At 67.7% G+C, this 16,506-nt stretch carries 16 protein-coding genes; 8 read left to right on the top strand and 8 right to left on the bottom strand.

The features are described from left to right. Positions 1-36: 36 nt before the first annotated feature. Positions 37-1,086: a bifunctional riboflavin kinase/FAD synthetase gene (locus tag M9799_RS04785; protein WP_231043575.1), complete on the bottom strand. Its 1,050-nt coding sequence runs from the start codon at positions 1,084-1,086 to the stop codon at positions 37-39. Between the two features lie 165 nt (positions 1,087-1,251). On the opposite strand from M9799_RS04785, the gene M9799_RS04780 reads away from it, so the two are divergent. Next, positions 1,252-1,818, top strand: coding sequence for an HNH endonuclease (locus tag M9799_RS04780; protein WP_231043576.1), 567 nt, complete (start codon positions 1,252-1,254; stop codon positions 1,816-1,818). On the opposite strand, the gene M9799_RS04775 is transcribed toward M9799_RS04780, so the two are convergent. Next, entirely contained in the window at positions 1,812-2,729 is a 918-nt protein-coding gene (locus tag M9799_RS04775; RefSeq protein ID WP_231043577.1) for a LysR family transcriptional regulator, read from the bottom strand. The genes M9799_RS04780 and M9799_RS04775 overlap by 7 nt on opposite strands. Before the next feature lie 119 nt (positions 2,730-2,848). On the opposite strand from M9799_RS04775, the gene M9799_RS04770 reads away from it, so the two are divergent. From M9799_RS04770 to M9799_RS04760, 3 genes are all read left to right on the top strand, one after another. Beyond that, complete coding sequence (locus tag M9799_RS04770) at positions 2,849-3,520, top strand: orotate phosphoribosyltransferase (protein ID WP_231043578.1); 672 nt, start codon at positions 2,849-2,851, stop codon at positions 3,518-3,520. Next, complete coding sequence (locus tag M9799_RS04765) at positions 3,517-4,782, top strand: hydantoinase/carbamoylase family amidase (RefSeq protein WP_231043579.1); 1,266 nt, start codon at positions 3,517-3,519, stop codon at positions 4,780-4,782. The genes M9799_RS04770 and M9799_RS04765 overlap by 4 nt, the downstream gene beginning before the upstream one ends. Before the next feature lie 235 nt (positions 4,783-5,017). Continuing rightward, entirely contained in the window at positions 5,018-6,004 is a 987-nt protein-coding gene (locus M9799_RS04760; RefSeq protein WP_231043580.1) for a Bug family tripartite tricarboxylate transporter substrate binding protein, read from the top strand. Between the two features lie 377 nt (positions 6,005-6,381). On the opposite strand, the gene M9799_RS04755 is transcribed toward M9799_RS04760, so the two are convergent. Beyond that, positions 6,382-7,086: a class I SAM-dependent methyltransferase gene (locus M9799_RS04755; RefSeq protein WP_231043581.1), complete on the bottom strand. Its 705-nt coding sequence runs from the start codon at positions 7,084-7,086 to the stop codon at positions 6,382-6,384. Between the two features lie 191 nt (positions 7,087-7,277). Between M9799_RS04755 and M9799_RS04750 the strand changes: the two genes are divergently transcribed. Further along, entirely contained in the window at positions 7,278-8,237 is a 960-nt protein-coding gene (locus M9799_RS04750; RefSeq protein ID WP_231043582.1) for a bestrophin family protein, read from the top strand. Between the two features lie 4 nt (positions 8,238-8,241). On the opposite strand, the gene M9799_RS04745 is transcribed toward M9799_RS04750, so the two are convergent. From M9799_RS04745 to M9799_RS04735, 3 genes are all read right to left on the bottom strand, one after another. Continuing rightward, complete coding sequence (locus M9799_RS04745; RefSeq protein ID WP_231043583.1) at positions 8,242-9,357, bottom strand: acyl-CoA dehydrogenase family protein; 1,116 nt, start codon at positions 9,355-9,357, stop codon at positions 8,242-8,244. 9 nt (positions 9,358-9,366) lie between these two features. Then, positions 9,367-10,572, bottom strand: a complete 1,206-nt coding sequence (locus tag M9799_RS04740; protein ID WP_231043584.1) for an acyl-CoA dehydrogenase family protein — start codon at positions 10,570-10,572, stop codon at positions 9,367-9,369. 87 nt (positions 10,573-10,659) lie between these two features. Continuing rightward, positions 10,660-11,346, bottom strand: a complete 687-nt coding sequence (locus tag M9799_RS04735; protein WP_231043585.1) for a YceH family protein — start codon at positions 11,344-11,346, stop codon at positions 10,660-10,662. 20 nt (positions 11,347-11,366) lie between these two features. On the opposite strand from M9799_RS04735, the gene purN reads away from it, so the two are divergent. Then, complete coding sequence (purN, locus tag M9799_RS04730) at positions 11,367-11,951, top strand: phosphoribosylglycinamide formyltransferase (protein WP_231043586.1); 585 nt, start codon at positions 11,367-11,369, stop codon at positions 11,949-11,951. 209 nt (positions 11,952-12,160) lie between these two features. Here the strand turns inward: purN and M9799_RS04725 are convergent, their stop codons facing one another. Beyond that, positions 12,161-12,439, bottom strand: a complete 279-nt coding sequence (locus M9799_RS04725; RefSeq protein ID WP_231043587.1) for a DUF1653 domain-containing protein — start codon at positions 12,437-12,439, stop codon at positions 12,161-12,163. Between the two features lie 75 nt (positions 12,440-12,514). Here M9799_RS04725 and M9799_RS04720 point away from each other — a divergent pair, with 75 nt between their 5' ends. After that, the gene (locus tag M9799_RS04720) at positions 12,515-13,786 is read left to right on the top strand and encodes an RsmB/NOP family class I SAM-dependent RNA methyltransferase (protein WP_231043588.1); all 1,272 of its coding nucleotides are present in this window, start codon (positions 12,515-12,517) and stop codon (positions 13,784-13,786) included. A 103-nt stretch (positions 13,787-13,889) separates the two neighbouring features. Further along, positions 13,890-15,113, top strand: coding sequence for a DesA family fatty acid desaturase (locus M9799_RS04715; RefSeq protein WP_231043589.1), 1,224 nt, complete (start codon positions 13,890-13,892; stop codon positions 15,111-15,113). Here the strand turns inward: M9799_RS04715 and M9799_RS04710 are convergent. Further along, positions 15,110-16,279 (bottom strand): S8 family peptidase, encoded by a 1,170-nt coding sequence (locus tag M9799_RS04710; RefSeq protein WP_231043590.1) that lies wholly within the window; start codon positions 16,277-16,279, stop codon positions 15,110-15,112. The genes M9799_RS04715 and M9799_RS04710 overlap by 4 nt on opposite strands. Positions 16,280-16,506: the final 227 nt, after the last annotated feature.

Here is a 16,506-nt window from a genome sequence, read left to right as displayed (position 1 = left end):
GCGACGGGCCCGGCCCCTGGAAGCGCGGGGCGCGCGTCAAATTCGGTCGCGGGTGGTCTGGCGACGGGTCTCGGTGTAGATCGGCGCGGGCAGCGTGGCAAACAGCGCGCGCGCTTCATCGCAGTCCCGGGCAATGCCCTCGGTGAGGGCTTGCAGACTGTCGTACTTCAGCTCGTCATGCAGTTTGTGCAGAAGTTCCACGCGGATGATTTTACCGTATGCCCCTTCGGCCCCCAGGTGCCCGGGCCAATCGAGGCAATGCGTCTCGAGCAGCACACGCCCGCCGTTGACGTCGTTCGGGTCGAGCGAAGGGCGCACGCCGAGGTTGGCCACGCCCTGCAGCGGCTGCTGCGACAGCCCGTGCACCAGCACCGCGAAGATGCCTCCGGCGGCGGGCTTCCAGTGCGCGAAGCGCAGGTTCAGCGTGCGGAAGCCGTCGTTCGCGCCGGGGCGCGACTCGGCCAGCTGGCGGCCGAGCTTGCGGCCGTGCAGCACATGGCCGGAGATGGTGTAGGGGTGGCCCAGCAGGCGCGCGGCCTCGTCCATGCGGCCCGCGGCCAGGGCCTCGCGCACGGCCGAGCTCGACACGCGCAGGCCATGCACTTCATAGCTGTTCATGCGCGCCACGTCGAAGCCCGCGCGCTGCCCCGCGGCATCGAGCATCGCGTAGTCGCCCGCGCGCCGCGCGCCGAAGCGGAAGTCGTCGCCCACCAGCACATAGCGCGCGCCCAGGCCCGCGACCAGCACCTCGTCGATGAAGGCCTGCGGCGACTGGCGCGCCAGCCGCTCGTTGAAGGGCAGCACCACTACCTGGTCGACGCCGCAGCGCTCGAGCGCGCTGAGCTTGTCGCGCAGCGTGCAGATGCGCGCGGGCGCCAGTCCCGGCTGGTTCAGCGCCTGGGCGAAATAGTCGCGCGGATGGGGCTCGAAGGTCAGCACGCAGGTGGCGACGCCGCGCTGGCGCGCCTCGCCGGCCAGCAGCGACAGCATCGCCTGGTGGCCGCGGTGCACCCCGTCGAAATTGCCGATCGTCAGGGCACAGGCGGGTTCGCGCCCGGCGTGCTGGAAGCCGCGGAAGATCTTCATCAATATGCTTTGTTTGGCGGGCGATGCGCGCTGGTCCCTGCAGCGCCGCCTGCCGGTTCTTGCGGGAAAGCGAGTATATTGCCAGAGACAGGTCGGCCCACGCGGCGGATGGTCGTGGTCGGGTCGATGTTCCTTGGGCGATGTGGGTTGCAAAGGAGGCCGGTTGTGAAGGTGCTGAAATTGTCCGCGCAGGGACTGCCCCAGTCCTGGATCACGCTCGAGCAGGCGGTGTTGTATTACGCCGCCGATGCCGTGCGCTGGGAGTCGGGCGGCGCCATCGCCCGCTTCCATGGCGGCCACAACGCGCGCACCGGACTGCAGTCGGTCATCGAGATCAACAGCATCATCGGCACGCGCGGCATGCCGGCCATCAACCCGCATGCGCTCAAGCCCGGCCTCACCAACGGCAAGCTGTTCGCGCGCGACCGCTGCATCTGCGCCTACTGCGGCCAGCGCTTTGCCGACCATGAGCTCACGCGCGAGCACATCCTGCCGCAGTCCGCGCGCGGCCAGGACCACTGGATGAACGTGGTCACGGCCTGCCGCCCCTGCAACCACCGCAAGGGTGCGCGCACGCCCGAGCAGGCGCGCATGCCGCTGCTCTACGCACCTTACGTGCCCAGCCTCTGGGAGGATTTCATCCTGCGCAACCGGCGCATCCTGGCGGACCAGATGGAATTCCTCATAGCGCATCTGCCAAGGAACTCAAGGATGCGGGACTGCTCTCATTGAGGCGCCAGGGCCGCGGCAAAGTGCCGCGCCGGCGCCGGCAGGTCTTCGAAGCGGGTGGCGTACAGATTGAGGCTGCGCTCGGCCCAGGCATCGGTCAGCGGCACCGCATGCAGATCACGCGCATCGCCCAGCCGCTGGTACGCGCCTTCGGGCATCACGCCCACGCCCAGCCCGCATTCGATCATGCGGCACATCGCGCTCAGGCTGTCGACCTCGATGCGCTGGCGCAGCATGCGCCGGCCGGCGCGCGCCTGGCGGTCGAGCATCTCCTGCACCGTGGAGCTGTCGCGCAGCCCGATCTGCGCATAGTCCAGCGCCTCCTCGTAGGCCAGTTCCCGGTGCTTTGCCAGAGGATGGGCGCGCGGCATGATCAGCACCATGCGCTCGCGCCGGTAGGGCCGCGATTCCAGCCCCTCGGCCTCGTCGGAAGGGCTGCAGACCCCCAGGTCGGCCAGATGGTCGCGCACCGCGCGCGCCACGTTGCGGCTGGTGGCCTGGCGCAGGTCGATGCGGATATCGGGATGCTGGCCGGCAAACGCGGCGATGTGCTCGGGCAGGAACTGCTCGACGGCGGAGGCATTGGCGCTCAGCCGCACCAGCCCGCGCACGCCGCGCGCGTATTCGCTCAAGTCGTCGCGCAGGTGTTCCACCCCCTGCAGGATGGTGCGCGCATGCGCCAGCAGCAGCTCGCCCGCGGGGGTTGGCCGCACGCCGCGCGCGTGGCGCAGCAGCAACGGGGTGCGCGCCAGCGCTTCCAGCTCGGCAATGCGCTTGCTCACGGCCGAAGCCACCATTCCGCCGTGCTCGGCCGCGCGCGCGATGCTGCCCCATTCGCAGATCAGCACGAACAGGTCCAGCGAGGCGAGGTCGATCTGGCGCAGGAAGCTGCGCGGCGAGGTGAAGTCGGACATGGCGCCAGTGGGAAGGAAATGGCCTGAGCCATCGCGGTTTGGAACGGCTCGAGGAATTTTAGCCACTTCCGGTGCGCGGCCTGGATTCTTACCATGCCCTTTTGCCCACGGATACGTTCATGCTTCTTTCCGATTCCGACGCGCCGCGCGTTGCCCAGGCCCTGGTGGCGCTGGGCGCGGTGCGCATCGCCGCGCACCAGCCCTTCATCTACACCTCGGGCTGGGCCAGCCCGGTCTATATCGACGCCCAGCTGCTGATGTCGGATGTCGCGTTGCGCCGCGAGATCATGGACATCGCCGCGCGCCGTGTGAAGCCGCTGCTCGCCGCGCGCGGCATCAACGCCATCGTCGGCACCGAGAGCTCGGGCATCGCCTTTGGCGCCTGGCTGGCCGAGCGCCTGGAGCTGCCGATGCTGTACCTGCGCAAGCGTCCCGTGGGCTGGGACATCACGGCCCAGCTCGAAGGCCGCCTGCCGGAAAATGCCAAGGTGCTGCTGGTCGACGACGTGACCACCGACGGCCGCTCCAAGGCCGGCACCGTGGCGGCGCTGCGCCGCGCCGGCCCGGTGATCGAGGACGTGCTGGTGCTGCTGGACTATGCGCTGTACGCGCAGGAAGCGCGCACCCTGAACGAGCACCAGCTGTCGCTGCATGCGCTGGCCACCTGGAAGCATCTGCACGAGGCCCTGCTGGCCAGCGGGCAGCTGAGCCCGGCGCAGCAGGCGACGCTGGCCGACTTCACGGCCTCGCCCGTGGCCTGGTCCATCCGCAACGGAGGGACCGGAGCATGATTGCCTGCGCCACCCTGACCCCTGCCGATACCCGCGAACTGGCGCTGTCGCTGCTGGCCGAGATCCGCGAGGCCACGCGCGACGGCCTGGGCGTGACGCGCGAGAGCTATGGCAAGGGCGAGAACACCGCCATGCGCATTCTTTCGCAGCGCGCCCGGACGCTGGACCTCCGTTCCGAGACCGACCGCGCCGGCAACCTGTGGCTGAGCCTGCCCGAGGACGAGCGCCAGCAACCGTATCTGGTGATCGGCTCGCATGCCGACTCGGTGCCGCAGGGCGGCAACTTCGACGGCCTGGCGGGCATCGTCGCCGGCATGCTGGTCCTGCTGGGCCTGCGCGGGCGGCACGAGGAATCGGCGCCAGTGCGCGTGCTGGCGCTGCGCGGCGAGGAAAGCGCCTGGTACGGCAAGGCCTACCTGGGCTCGCTGTCGCTGCTGGGCAAGCTGCCCGCGGGCACGCTGGCGCGCCCGCGCCGCGATGGCGTGGATACATTGAGCCAGGCCATGGAGCGCTGTGGCGCCGACGTGGGCGCCATCCAGCGCGGCGAGGCGCTGGTCGACACCGCGGACATCGCCGCCTACCTCGAGCTGCATATCGAGCAGGGCCCGGTCATGGTCAACCGCGGCTGGCCGGTGGCGCTGGTCACCGGCATCCGCGGCAACGTGCGCCACAACCTGATCCGCTGCATCGGCGAGACCGGGCACTCGGGCGCGGTGCCGCGCTGGCTGCGCAAGGACGCGCTGCTGGCCGTGGCGGAACTGCTGTCGCGCATGGACGAGCACTGGCGCGTGCTGCTGCAGATGGGCATGGACATGGTGATGACCACCGGCATCTGCTCGACCTCCACGCAGTCGCATGCGGTGTCGGTGATTCCCGGCGAGGTGGCGTTCAGCTTCGAGGTGCGCAGCCAGGACACGCAGACGCTCGAGCGCTTCTACACCCTGATGCGCGAGGAGTGCGCCGCCATCGAGCGCGCGCGCGGCGTGCGCTTCGAATTCGACGAGCGCCTGTTCACCGAGCCGGCGACGATGGATGCCGGATGGCTCGACCGCCTCGAAGCCGCCGCCGAACCGGGCGGGAAGCTCGAGCGCATCGCCAGCGGCGCGGGCCACGATGCGGCGGTGTTCGCCAACGCCGGCGTGCCCTCGGCGATGGTCTTCATCCGCAACGAGAACGGCTCGCACAATCCGCATGAAGCGATGGAGATCGATGACTTCATGGCGGGCGTGGAGCTGATGCAGCGGGCCATGGTCCGCGGGTAAAGCCCCTTCGGCCTGAGCAGCCTGGGGCTGCGTCCCGTTCTTCCTGATCTTGAGCTTGCTGGGGATCTACGGATGAACGGGCTTATTCCCCCTTATTTCCCAATGTCCGGATTGGGATAAACCCGGACACTTGGTCTGCCAAACCTTGATATGCAAAAATTGCAACAGCTTATGTCTTTCACGCAAATGCGTTGCAGTCCTACGCTACCCCGCCCTTGAAGACCCCGGATCTACCATGCAAACCACCCAGATTCTCCGCCGTACCGCCGTGGCCGCTGGCCTGCTGATGGCCGCAGCCGTCGCCCTGCCTTCCTTTGCCGCCGACAACAACTATCCCAACCGGGCCATCACCATGGTCGTGGGCTATCCTCCGGGCGGCAGCACCGACCTGGTGGGCCGCCTGGTGGCCGATGGCCTGTCGGCACGCCTGGGCCAGCCGGTCGTGGTGGAAAACCTCGGCGGCGCCGGTGGCGCCATCGGCGCGCAGAAGGTCGCCAAGTCCACTCCCGACGGCTACACCATCATGGTCGGCGCCAACAACGAGATCGCCATCGCGCGCCTGATCAACAAGGCCGTGAAGTACACCATCGACGACTTCACGCCCATCGGCATCGTCGGCTCGCAGCCCATGGTGCTGGTGGCATCGCAGAAGGCCGGCGTGAAGAACGCCTCCGAATTCATCGAGCAGACCGCCAAGAACCCCGGCAAGTTCAGCTACGGCAGCTCCGGCGTGGGCACGGCACTGCACCTGGCAGGCGAGCTGATCAAGGAGCAGGGCAAGCTCGACATGGCCCACATCCCCTACAAGGGCGTGGCGCCGCTGACCACCGACCTGGTGGGCAACAACATCGAATACGGCGTGTTCGTACTGTCCTCGGGCCTGCCGCAGATCAAGGCCGGCAAGGTCGTCGCGCTGGGCACCACCGAAGCCAAGCGCTCGGCCATCACGCCCGACATCCCCGCGCTGTCGGAGCTGCCCCAGTTCAAGAACGTGGACATCAACTCCTGGTTCGCGATGATGGCTCCCAAGGGCCTGCCCGCACCCATCGCCGCCAAGCTCAAGAAGGCTCTGGTCGAAACCATGGCCTCGCCCGAGTTCCGCAAGAAGATGGAAGAAACCGGCAACGTGGTGGCCGATCCCAAGATCGACGCCGGCCGGTACATCAACGCCGAGATTGCCAAGTACGGCAAGATCGTGCAGTTCGCGAAAATCGAGAACTGAGAGCGACATGCGCGAGCTTCCAGGACCGGGAGCTCGCGCCGGACGGCTGTCTGTCTTGAGCGGGCGGAGGTGTCTGCGGATGCCTTCGAACTTTTCTCGCGGTACGGCCGCTCATCCTTCGACAAGCTCAGGACGAACGGATCCACAGCCTGTTCGTATTAAGACTGCGCAGGGCACCCTGGCGCAGGGCATCCTGGCGCAGGGCATCCTGGCGCAGGGCACCCTGGCGCAGGGCACCCTGGCGCAGGGCATTCCATAACCGTTCGTCCTGAGCCTGTCGAAGGATGGACGGGCACCATGCTCGGGTGGAAACACCTTTCTCAACTCAAGGCATCCATCGACGAGTCCGGCTCGAACCTGTGGTGTGCAGCAGTCCCTCAGCCCTTGAAGGCGATCCAGGCGCTCCAGAAAAGGCTGGAGAAAAAGCGCAGCGGCCTGGCGAACCCCGCCTGCGCCAGCAGGGCCTCGACTTCGGCTTCGGAGCCTGGCGGCACTGCACCCGAACGGATCTTCCCCAGCTTTGCCGCGACCTCGGCTTCGCTGGCCCCGGCCATGCGCCAGCGCCGGGCCCAGGCTTGCAGAAACAGGGGCTGCGACTCATAGACGTGGCAATTGCCGGCGATGATCAGCGGCGCGCCTGGCTGCAGGCGCTCGGCAAGGGCGCGCAGAAGGCCATGCTTGGCATCTGCGCTGGGAACATGGTGCAGCACCCCGATGAGAGTTGCCGCGTCGAAGCGCGGCGCCATGGGCAGGGCCTCGACAGGAAGGTCGAACGCCTGCACGCGGTGCGAAAGCTTTTCGCTGTGCACGCGCTGCATTGCCTGCTCGAGCATCGCCGCCGAGGGGTCGGCCGCGACAAAGCGCCAATGCGGCTCGAGCCGGCCCATTGCGCGGATCTCCTGGCCGGTGCCGCCGGCGCCAGCCACCAGGATGGTCTTGGCAGCGGAGCCCAGGTGGGCGGACAGCAGGCATGCGCCCAGCTCGTGGCAGGCATCGTAGCCGGCAAGCGCAATCCGGCTTTGCGTCTCATACTCCGCGGCGCGCGAGTGGTCGAATTTGGCGACAGGATCTATGGCGTTCATGGGGCTGCATTCTGTCCAGCGTTGCGCCTGGGCAAAAGCATCGTTTCACGACGGGCCGCATCTGCAGCGGGGAGGGCGGAGTGCGCATCCCCAGACGAAGCGTCCATTACCTGCCTGTGTGAATCTCAGGAATGTCTGAAAGCCACCGGCATGCATGCTCCAATATCCACCTTTCCACTGACTGCCCTGCAATGATCGTCCGCGAGCGCCCGGCTGGTTTCCGGCTTTTCCTTATCTTGCGGGGCTCGGTGCTGCAGCGCATCCGCGTTTCCCTCGCCTTCAACACGCTGCTGGCGGTGCTGGTGACCCTGGCCCACGGCAGCCTGTTTTCCGTGAAGATCACGCTGACGCCCATTCCCTTCACGCTGATCGGCCTGCCGCTGGCGATCTTCCTGGGCTTTCGCAACAACACCGCCTACGCCCGCTACTGGGAAGGGCGCAAGCTCTGGGGCGAACTGGTGATCCAGGCGCGCACGCTGGCGCGCCAGTGCCTGGGCCTGCTGCAGCTGCCCCAGCCCATCGATCCCTCTCAGCGCGTCAGCGACATGCGCGTCAGCGACGTGCGCGTGCGCATGGTCCACCGTGCGATTGCCTACGCGCATGCGCTGCGCCTGCAGCTGCGTGGGCAGTCCGGGCCCGAGGTGCAGCGCTGGGTCACGCCGCAGGAGTGGGAGTCGCTGCGCGGCAAGCCTGCGGGCAGGCACGCCGATGCGTTGATGCTGAGCATGGGCCGGGACCTGGGCGGCTGCGTGCGCCGCGGCGAGATCGATCCCTGCCTGGCGGCGGCAATGGACACCACGCTGACCAGGATGCAGGCCGTGGCGGCCTCGTGCGAACGCATCCGTCACACGCCCATGCCCTTTTCCTATGCGCTGCTGCTGCACCGCACGGCGTACATGTACTGCTTCCTGCTGCCCTTCGGCCTGGTCGACATCACCGGTTTCATGACGCCGTTCGTCGTGGCCATCGTTGCCTATACCTTCTTTGGCCTGGACGCGCTGGGAGACGAGCTGGAGGAGCCTTTCGGCCTGGAGAGCAACGACCTGCCGCTCGACACCATCTGCCGCGGCATCGAGATCAGCCTGCTCGAGTCGCTCGGCGACCCGGACGTGCCGGCCCCGCTGCAGCCCGTCAATTACCAGCTGACCTGAAAGTTCAGGCAAACACCCCCGCCGTCTCCTGCATCCCCGCCGACACCTCGCAAAGATGGTGCAGGCTGTCGCCGAACGTCATTTCCATCTGCGTCAGGCGCTTGAAATAGTGGCTGACGATGTACTCGTCGGTCACGCCGATGCCGCCGTGCAGCTGCACCGCCTGCTGGCCGATGAAGCGCATCGCCTGGCCCAGCTGCACGCGCGCGCGCGCCACGGCCAGGTGGCGTTCGGCGGCCGGGGCGGTGATCTTCAGGCTGGCGTAGTAGCTCATCGAGCGCGCGAGTTCGAGCTGCATCTTCATGTCCGCCACGCGGTGGCGCAGCGCCTGGAAGCTGGCGATGGCCACGCCGAACTGCTTGCGCTGGTTCATGTAGTCCACGGTGATGGCCAGCGTCTGCTCCATGACGCCCACGGCTTCGGCGCAGAGCGCCGCGTTGGCCACGTCCATGGCCAGCGTCAAGGCCGTGAGCCCGTTGTGCGTCAGCAGCGTCGCCGGGGAATCGGTGCACTCGAGCTCGGCGGCGCGGCTGCCGTCCTGGGTCACATAGCCGCGCGTGCGCACGCCGGCCGCGGCGCGCTCGACCAGGAACAGCGCGATCTGGTCGTCGAGCTTCGCCGGCACCAGAAAGGCATCGGCCTGGTCGCCCGCCGGCACCAGGCTCTTGAGCCCGGTCAGCAGATGCCCGCTGCCGCCGGCCACCGCCCTGGCGCTGCATTCATCGAGCCTGTAGCGCGCCTTGCGCTCCTGGTGCGCCAGAACCACCAGCGCATCGCCACTGGCGATGCGCGGCTGCCACAGCGCCTGCACCGCGGCGGGCGCGTACTGGCACAGCACGGCGCTGGCGACCACGGCCTGCGCCAGCGGCGCCAGCACGATGCCGCGGCCCAGCTCCTCCATCGCCACCATCACCTCGACCGCCCCCTGGCCCAGGCCGCCATGCGCCTCGGGCACGACCAGCGCCGTCAGGCCCAGCTCGGCCAGCTCGCCATAGGTCGCGCGTGAAAAGCCGCCCCCGGCCACCTCGGTGCGCCGACGTTCGAAGGAATAGCCCTTGTCGACCCAGCGGCGCACCGCGTCGCGCAATTGCTGCTGGTCTTCGGAAAAGTTGAAATCCATGGTGCCTCCTCAGCCGAACACAGTTTGGGCGACGATGTTTCGTTGAACTTCGTTGCTGCCGCCATAGATGGTGGTCTTGCGCATGTTGAAGTAGGTCGATGCCAGCGGCGCATTGGTCACCTCGCCGCCGGGGAAGCCGCCGAGCGCGCCCGCGCTCTGGTCGCCCTGCCAGCCGGCCTCCATCGCCTCCTCGATGAAGGGCAGGCTGAACGGGCCCGCGGCCAGCATCATCAGCTCGGTGTAGCGCTGCTGGATCTCGCTGCCCTTGATCTTCAGCAGGGCGGCGATGTCCAGCGGGTTCTTGCCCGAGGTTTCGGCCGAGAGCACGCGCAGCACCATCATCTCCAGCGCGACCACATCGACTTCGAGCAGCGCGATCTGGTCGCGAAAGCGCTGGTCCTCCCAGACGCCCTCGGCCTTGGCGATGCGCTTGAGGCGCTCGAGCTCGCGCTTGGAGCGGTTGACGTCGGCGATGTTGGTGCGCTCGTGCGACAGCAGGTGCTTGGCATAGGTCCAGCCCTTGTTCTCCTCGCCGATCAGGTTCTCCACCGGTACCTTCACGTTGTCGAAGAACACTTCGTTGACTTCGCATTCGCCGTCGAGCAGCTTGATCGGGCGCACCGTCACGCCCGGGCTCTTCATGTCGATCAGCAGGAAGGAGATGCCGGTCTGGGGCTTGCCCTCGGTGCTGGTGCGCACCAGGCAGAAGATCCATTCGCCGTACTGGCCCAGCGTGGTCCAGGTCTTCTGGCCGTTGACCAGGTAGTGGTCGCCCTGGCGCTCGGCGCGGGTCTTGACCGAGGCCAGGTCCGAACCCGCGCCCGGCTCGCTGTAGCCCTGGCTCCACCAGACCTCGCCGCTGGCGATGCCCGGCAGGAAGCGCTGCTGCTGCTCGGGCGTGCCGAAGGCCATGATCACCGGCGCGACCATCACCGGGCCGAAGGGCACGACGCGCGGCGCGCAGGCCAGCGCGCATTCCTCCTCGAACAGGTGCTTTTGCACCGCGCTCCAGCCCGGGCCGCCAAAGGCCGAGGGCCAGCCATGGCCGAGCCAGCCGCGGCGGCCCAATATCTTGGCCCAGCGCTGCAGGTCGTCACGCGACAGCCGCAGTGCGTTGCGCACCTTGTGCGCGATGTCCTCGGGAAGATGGGTGCGTATCCAGGTGCGGACTTCCTCGCGGAAGGCCTGCTCTTCGGGGGTGAATGCGAGATCCATGCGTCAGTCTCCGGTTATCTGGAATTTGTAGCACGCCCGTGCTTTTTTGCGCTGTCCGCAGCGGGACACTGAAGGCGTCAGCCGCGTTCAATCGCCTGTCTGCGCTCCTTCGGGCTCGATGCCCAGCTGCCGGTACAGGGCGTCGAGCTGCGCCTGCAACTGCTGCACCTGGGCTTCGAGCGCCGCGATGCGCGGCTCGGAGCCGCTGCCGGCCGCGGCGCGCGCCGTTGGCGCAGAGGGCAGGGCGGACAAATCGATGGGGCCGCACAGCAGCGATGCCCAGCGCGGCTCGCGCGCACCGGGCGCACGCGGCAGCAGCACGACCAGCGGGCTGCCTTTTTCCTCGCTGCGTTCCTGCAGCTCGTCGAGAAAGGCCTCGACCGAGGAGATATCGGCAAAGCGGTGCCAGCGCTCGGCGTTCAGCCGCAGCTCGGCCGCCGTCTGCGGCCCGCGCAGCAGCAGCAGCGCCAGCAGCACCGCCGACTGCTCGGGCACGCCCACGCCGCGCGGGAAGTTGTGCTCCCAGCGCTGGGTGCGGCTGCCGCTCACCGGCGTCACCAGGCTCATGCGCAGCAGGTCGTCGAGCGCCTGCTGGGCATCGCTTTCGCTGAGCTCCATGACCGGATCGCGGCTGCTTTTCTGGTTGCAGCCGCTGAGCAGCGCGTTGAGCGACAGCGGATAGCTGTCGGGCACCGTGCGGGCCTTTTCCATCAGCGTGGCAAGCACGCGGGCCTGAACGGGATTGAGCGGGGTGGAGCGTGGGTCAAAGGGCATGGATGAGACAATCGAGGGCAATGAAAAACATCGTGATTCTGATCTCCGGCAGCGGCTCGAACATGGCGGCCATCGTGCAGGCCGCCCAGCAACAGGACTGGGCCCGGACCCTGGACGCGCGCGTGGCCGCGGTCGTCAGCAACAAGGCCGATGCCGGCGGCCTGGCCTTTGCCCGGCAGCAGGGCATCGCCACCGAAGTGCTCGACCACAAGGCCTTTGCCAGCCGCGAAGCTTTCGACGCCGCGCTGAGCGAGCTGATCGACCAGTACCAGCCGGCGCTGGTGCTGCTGGCGGGCTTCATGCGCATTCTGACACCGGGCTTCGTCGGCCATTATGCGGGGCGGCTGATCAACATCCACCCCTCGCTGCTGCCGGCCTTCACCGGCCTGCACACGCACCAGCGCGCCATCGACGCGGGCTGCAAGTTCGCCGGCGCCACGGTGCACGAGGTCACGGCCGAGCTCGATATCGGCCCGATCCTCGAGCAGGCCGTGGTGCCGGTGCTGCCCGATGACACGGCCAAGGCGCTGGCGGCGCGGGTGCTGGTGGAGGAGCACCGGATCTATCCGCTGGCGGTGGCGAACTGGTTGAAGAGGCAAAACTGATTCAAACGCTGCTCCTGCGCCTGTCCAGGGATCAAGGGATGGGCGGTCTCTTTCCTGGAGTCCGCCGTCCATCCTTCGACAGGCTCAGGACGAACGTTTCCCCACCGTTCGTGGTGAGCCTGTCGAACCATGGACGGCCAGCCCGCGGAAAAAGAGCTTGCCCATCTTCTGGCGCAGAACAAACGGATTTTCGGCCCACGAAATTCAATTCAACCCCGCGCCTCCCTCTCCGCCTCGACCGAGTAATCCCCCAACCGCCTGAACCGCGGCTGGCGCTGCCCCGCGATCACCACTTCTTCCCCGAACATCGCCGCGGGCCGCACCCACAGCCCGCGCGCGCCATAGAGCGCGCGGTACAGCGTCATGGGTTCGAGCGTCTCGCTGTGGCGCACCATGTCCAGCACCTGGTAGAGCCCGCCCTTGTAGTGGCGGTACAGCCCCGGGGGCGTGGCTTGGATGGAGGGCAGGTCGGTATCGGTAGCATTCATGGTCGGCAATCGCGGTGAAATGCGCACAGTACCAGCGAACGCCGGGGACACTCGGCAAATGGGACAATTGCGCCCATGCACCCCAAAGCCCTTCTCGATGCTTGCGCCGAACTGGTCAAGCTGACCCTGACATTTGAACACCCGGCCGATGCCGTGGTGTCCCGCTATTTCCGTGACAACCGCCACCTGGGCCCGCGCGAACGCGCCACCCTGGCCGAAACCGCATTTGCCGTGCTGCGCAAGAAACTGCTGTTCGAAAGCCTGGCGCGCTCGGGCAGCGGCCCGCGCGAGCGCCGGCTGGCGATCCTGGGCTTCCACGGCCCGCGCGACTTCCTCAAGGCGGCGCTGAGCCCGCAGGAAATCGCCTGGCTCGAGCAATGCGATGCCGTCAAACCCGAAGACCTGATGGAGCCGCACCGCCACAACCTGCCGACCTGGCTGGTCGAGCCGCTCAAGGCGCAGCTGGGCGAGGATTTCTGGGCCCTCGCGCAGAGCATGGAAGAGGGCGCGCCGCTGGACCTGCGCGTCAACGCCCTCAAGGACAAGCGCGCCGAAGTGCAAAAGGAGCTGGCCAAGGCCGGCATCCAGGCCCAGCCCACGCCCTTTTCCCCCTGGGGCCTGCGCATCGAAGGCAAGCCGGCGCTGACGAAGCTCGATGCCTTCACGCGCGGCGCCATCGAAGTGCAGGACGAAGGCTCGCAGCTGCTGGCGCTGCTGCTGGACGCCAAGCGCGGCGAGATGGTCGTTGACTTCTGTGCCGGCGCCGGCGGCAAGACGCTGGCCATCGGCGCGGGCATGCGCAGCACCGGCCGGCTGTATGCCTTCGACGTGTCGGGCCACCGCCTCGAAGCGCTCAAGCCGCGCATGGCGCGCAGCGGGCTGTCGAACGTGCATCCCGCGGCCATCGCGCACGAGCGCGACGAGCGCGTCAAGCGCCTGTCCGGCAAGATCGACCGCGTGCTGGTCGATGCTCCCTGCTCGGGCCTGGGCACGCTGCGGCGCAACCCCGACCTCAAGTGGCGCCAGTCGGAGCAGGCCATTGCCGAGCTGACCGTCAAGCAGACCTCGATCCTGGACAGCGCCGCGCGCCTGGTGAAGTCCGGCGGCCGCCTGGTCTACGCCACCTGCTCGGTCCTGCCCGAGGAAAACGAAGCCATTGCAGAAGCCTTTGCCGCGGCGCATCCCGACTTCGTGCCGCTCGAAGCCGCCGAGCTGCTGGAGCAGCTCAAGGTGGCGGCGGCCGCAGGCCTGTGCAGCGGCGGCCCCTCGGGCGGGCGCTACCTGCGCCTTTGGCCGCACCTGCACCAGACCGACGGTTTCTTTGCCGCGGTCTGGGTGCGCAAGTAAAGCCAGTGGTTACCAATTACCTGTAAGTGCGGGTAATCGGTAGCCATCGTGCAAGTGCGAGGCCCTAGAATGAAGCACCGCCTTTTAGGCGCGGGGGCCGGCAATGTGGAATTTCGATGGCGCGTTCTGGCGCGCACTGCTTGAATGGCTGGGCCACGGACTGTGGCCGCTCACCTGGTGGCAGCTGGTGCTTTTGGCACTTGCCACGACCCATCTGACCATCATCTCGGTTACGGTCTTCCTGCACCGCTGCCAGAGCCACCGCGCGCTCGAGCTTGGGCCCGTTCCTTCCCATTTCTTCCGTTTCTGGCTGTGGCTGACCACCGGCATGGTCACGCGCGAATGGGTGGCCGTGCATCGCAAGCACCATGCCAAATGCGAGTCACCCGAAGACCCGCACAGCCCGCAGCAGCGCGGTTTGCGCCAGGTGCTTTGGCAGGGCGCCGAGCTGTACCGCAGGGAGTCCGCCAGTGCACAGACCCTGCGCAGCTACGGCCAGGGCACGCCCGACGACTGGCTCGAGCGCCGCCTCTACAGCCGTTACCCTGGGCTGGGCATCGCGCTGCTGCTGGTGCTGGAGCTGCTGCTGTTCGGCTTCGCGGGCCTGGCGCTGTGGGCCGTGCAGATGGCCTGGATACCGTTCTGGGCCGCGGGCGTGGTCAATGGCGTCGGCCATTACTGGGGCTACCGCAATTTCGAGGTCCAGGACGCCAGCCGCAATATCCTGCCCTGGGGCCTGCTGATCGGCGGCGAGGAGCTGCACAACAACCACCACACCTATCCCACCGCGGCGCGGTTCTCGGTGCGCCGCCATGAATTCGACGTGGGCTGGCTCTACATCCGGCTGCTGCAGCGCCTGGGCTGGGCCAGGGTGCGCAAGACACCGCCGCGCTGGCGCGAGGGCGCGCCGCGCGCCGAGGCCGACGAGGCCACGCTCGAGGCGCTGATCACCCACCGCTACGAAGCCATGGCGCGCTATGCGCGCGGCCTGCGCGCGGCCTGCAGGGCAGAGGTCCAGGGCCTGAAGGCGCGCCAGGCCCATCGCGATGAGGTCTCGCGGCTGCGGCAGGTGCGCCGCTGGCTGGTGCGCGACCAGGAGCGGCTGCCGCAGCACGCGCGGGCCGAGCTGGCGCAGGTATGCGCCGCGCATCCGGTGCTCGACCAGATGCTGACCATGCGCGAGGAGCTGCGCCAGCTGTGGCTCAACACCTCGCACACGCGCGAGCAGCTCACGGCCGAACTGCGCGCCTGGTGCCGCAAGGCCGAGGCCAGCAACATCCGCATGCTGCAGGAGTTCTCGCTGGCGCTGCGCGCCGTGCAGCGCTAGGGCAAGGGAGCGGTGACCAGACCCTGGCCCACGTCGGCTTCGTCGGTGTGGGGCACGAACACATTCTTGCGCGCATTCGAGATCAGCCGCGCCGCCACGTTGCGCGCGGTGGGCTTGATGTCCGTCTCGCGCAGGAACTGCCACCACAGCGCAGCCACACCCGACACATGCGGGCAGGCCATGCTGGTGCCGCTGATGGTGCGCAGCCCGCCGCCGGGCCAGGCCGAGGTGATGTCCACGCCGGGCGCAGCCAGCAGGGCCTGGGCATTGGAGAACTCGGCGACCTTGAACTTGCCATCGTGGCGGCCGACCGCGGCAACGGAAACCACATCCTCGGCGCCGGCCGGCAGCGACACCGCAACGCGGTAGTCGGACCTGATGTCGCGCCGGCTTTCGTTGCCGGCCGCGGAAATCACCAGCGGCGCGACGCCAAAGGCCGCCTGCGCCTTGAACACCGCCATGAGCGCATCGAACATGCGCAGATTGCTGCCATAGGCCTCCAAGGCCGTCGACGTCGCCAGCGTCAGCGGCCAGCCTTCTTCCGTGAGGCGCGTGATCATGCCGGGAAAATCGAAGCCCAGCGACATCGAGACGATGTCGGCATGCTGTTCCATGGCCCAGGCCAGCGCCTTGAAGATCATCTCGGACTGGCCCACGCCGTCATCGCCCAGCACCTTGCCTATCAGCGCGCGTTCCACGCCGCGCGCAATGCCTATGCGCCGTCCGTTATCGTTGCGGCCGAAAAAGGTGCCTGCGCAATGGGTGCCATGGCCGTTGCGGTCGCCATTGCCATGGTCGCTGAAGTCCTCCTCTATCAGCTTCATGCCGGCAAATGCCGGGTGGTCGGTATCGATGCCCGTGTCCAGCACCGCCACGCAGACGCCACTGCCGTCATACTGACTCTTGTCCGCGCGCACCGCCCTGATGCCCCAGTTGCCGGTCAGCGACAGCGAGTCCCCGGCCACGGGAGAAATCAGCCGCAGAGGCATGGTCGGCACCACCATCTGTATCTGGGGATCGGCCTTGAGTTCGCTCACTGCGCGCTCGGACAGATTCTCGACGGACAGCAGAGGCCGGGCATGCACCAGCGAATACACGCCGGTGTCGAGTTCCCTTTTGCTGATGCGTCTTTGAAATTCGTACTTCAGCGTGATGTAGCGTTTCATGGGCGCTCCGCAGGTGGCTATAGCCAAGCGGGACCATCCCATGCCATGGCTGCCACCAAGACAGTGTGCGCTCACTTGGTTGCGGCGGCAATCGGGCCTTGGTTCCCATCCCAAGCCAGCCAGAGGCGCGGATGTGGCTGATGGGCCACGAGAGGGCACGGTCAGCAACCGGCAGGCAGGAACGAAAAAAGGACACCGAGGTGTCCTTTTCAAGCGGAAGTCCGCGG

This window comes from Comamonas endophytica (genome assembly GCF_023634805.2).
In the GTDB taxonomy this organism is placed as follows: domain Bacteria; phylum Pseudomonadota; class Gammaproteobacteria; order Burkholderiales; family Burkholderiaceae_C; genus Comamonas; species Comamonas endophytica.
Note: the sequence above shows the minus strand (reverse complement) of the source record. Positions and strands in the feature narration are given on the sequence as shown.

What these genes read in the sequence shown, in the direction of transcription:
- M9799_RS04750 (WP_231043582.1), top strand. Translation starts at nt 7,278, where the DNA reads ATGATCGTCCGCGAGCGCCCGGCTGGTTTCCGGCTTTTCCTTATCTTG.
- M9799_RS04765 (WP_231043579.1), top strand. Translation starts at nt 3,517, where the DNA reads ATGATTGCCTGCGCCACCCTGACCCCTGCCGATACCCGCGAACTGGCG.
- M9799_RS04735 (WP_231043585.1), bottom strand. Translation starts at nt 11,346, where the DNA reads ATGCCCTTTGACCCACGCTCCACCCCGCTCAATCCCGTTCAGGCCCGC.
- M9799_RS04770 (WP_231043578.1), top strand. Translation starts at nt 2,849, where the DNA reads ATGCTTCTTTCCGATTCCGACGCGCCGCGCGTTGCCCAGGCCCTGGTG.
- M9799_RS04785 (WP_231043575.1), bottom strand. Translation starts at nt 1,086, where the DNA reads ATGAAGATCTTCCGCGGCTTCCAGCACGCCGGGCGCGAACCCGCCTGT.
- M9799_RS04760 (WP_231043580.1), top strand. Translation starts at nt 5,018, where the DNA reads ATGCAAACCACCCAGATTCTCCGCCGTACCGCCGTGGCCGCTGGCCTG.
- M9799_RS04725 (WP_231043587.1), bottom strand. Translation starts at nt 12,439, where the DNA reads ATGAATGCTACCGATACCGACCTGCCCTCCATCCAAGCCACGCCCCCG.
- M9799_RS04710 (WP_231043590.1), bottom strand. Translation starts at nt 16,279, where the DNA reads ATGAAACGCTACATCACGCTGAAGTACGAATTTCAAAGACGCATCAGC.
- purN (WP_231043586.1), top strand. Translation starts at nt 11,367, where the DNA reads ATGAAAAACATCGTGATTCTGATCTCCGGCAGCGGCTCGAACATGGCG.
- M9799_RS04775 (WP_231043577.1), bottom strand. Translation starts at nt 2,729, where the DNA reads ATGTCCGACTTCACCTCGCCGCGCAGCTTCCTGCGCCAGATCGACCTC.
- M9799_RS04715 (WP_231043589.1), top strand. Translation starts at nt 13,890, where the DNA reads ATGTGGAATTTCGATGGCGCGTTCTGGCGCGCACTGCTTGAATGGCTG.
- M9799_RS04740 (WP_231043584.1), bottom strand. Translation starts at nt 10,572, where the DNA reads ATGGATCTCGCATTCACCCCCGAAGAGCAGGCCTTCCGCGAGGAAGTC.
- M9799_RS04720 (WP_231043588.1), top strand. Translation starts at nt 12,515, where the DNA reads ATGCACCCCAAAGCCCTTCTCGATGCTTGCGCCGAACTGGTCAAGCTG.
- M9799_RS04745 (WP_231043583.1), bottom strand. Translation starts at nt 9,357, where the DNA reads ATGGATTTCAACTTTTCCGAAGACCAGCAGCAATTGCGCGACGCGGTG.
- M9799_RS04755 (WP_231043581.1), bottom strand. Translation starts at nt 7,086, where the DNA reads ATGAACGCCATAGATCCTGTCGCCAAATTCGACCACTCGCGCGCCGCG.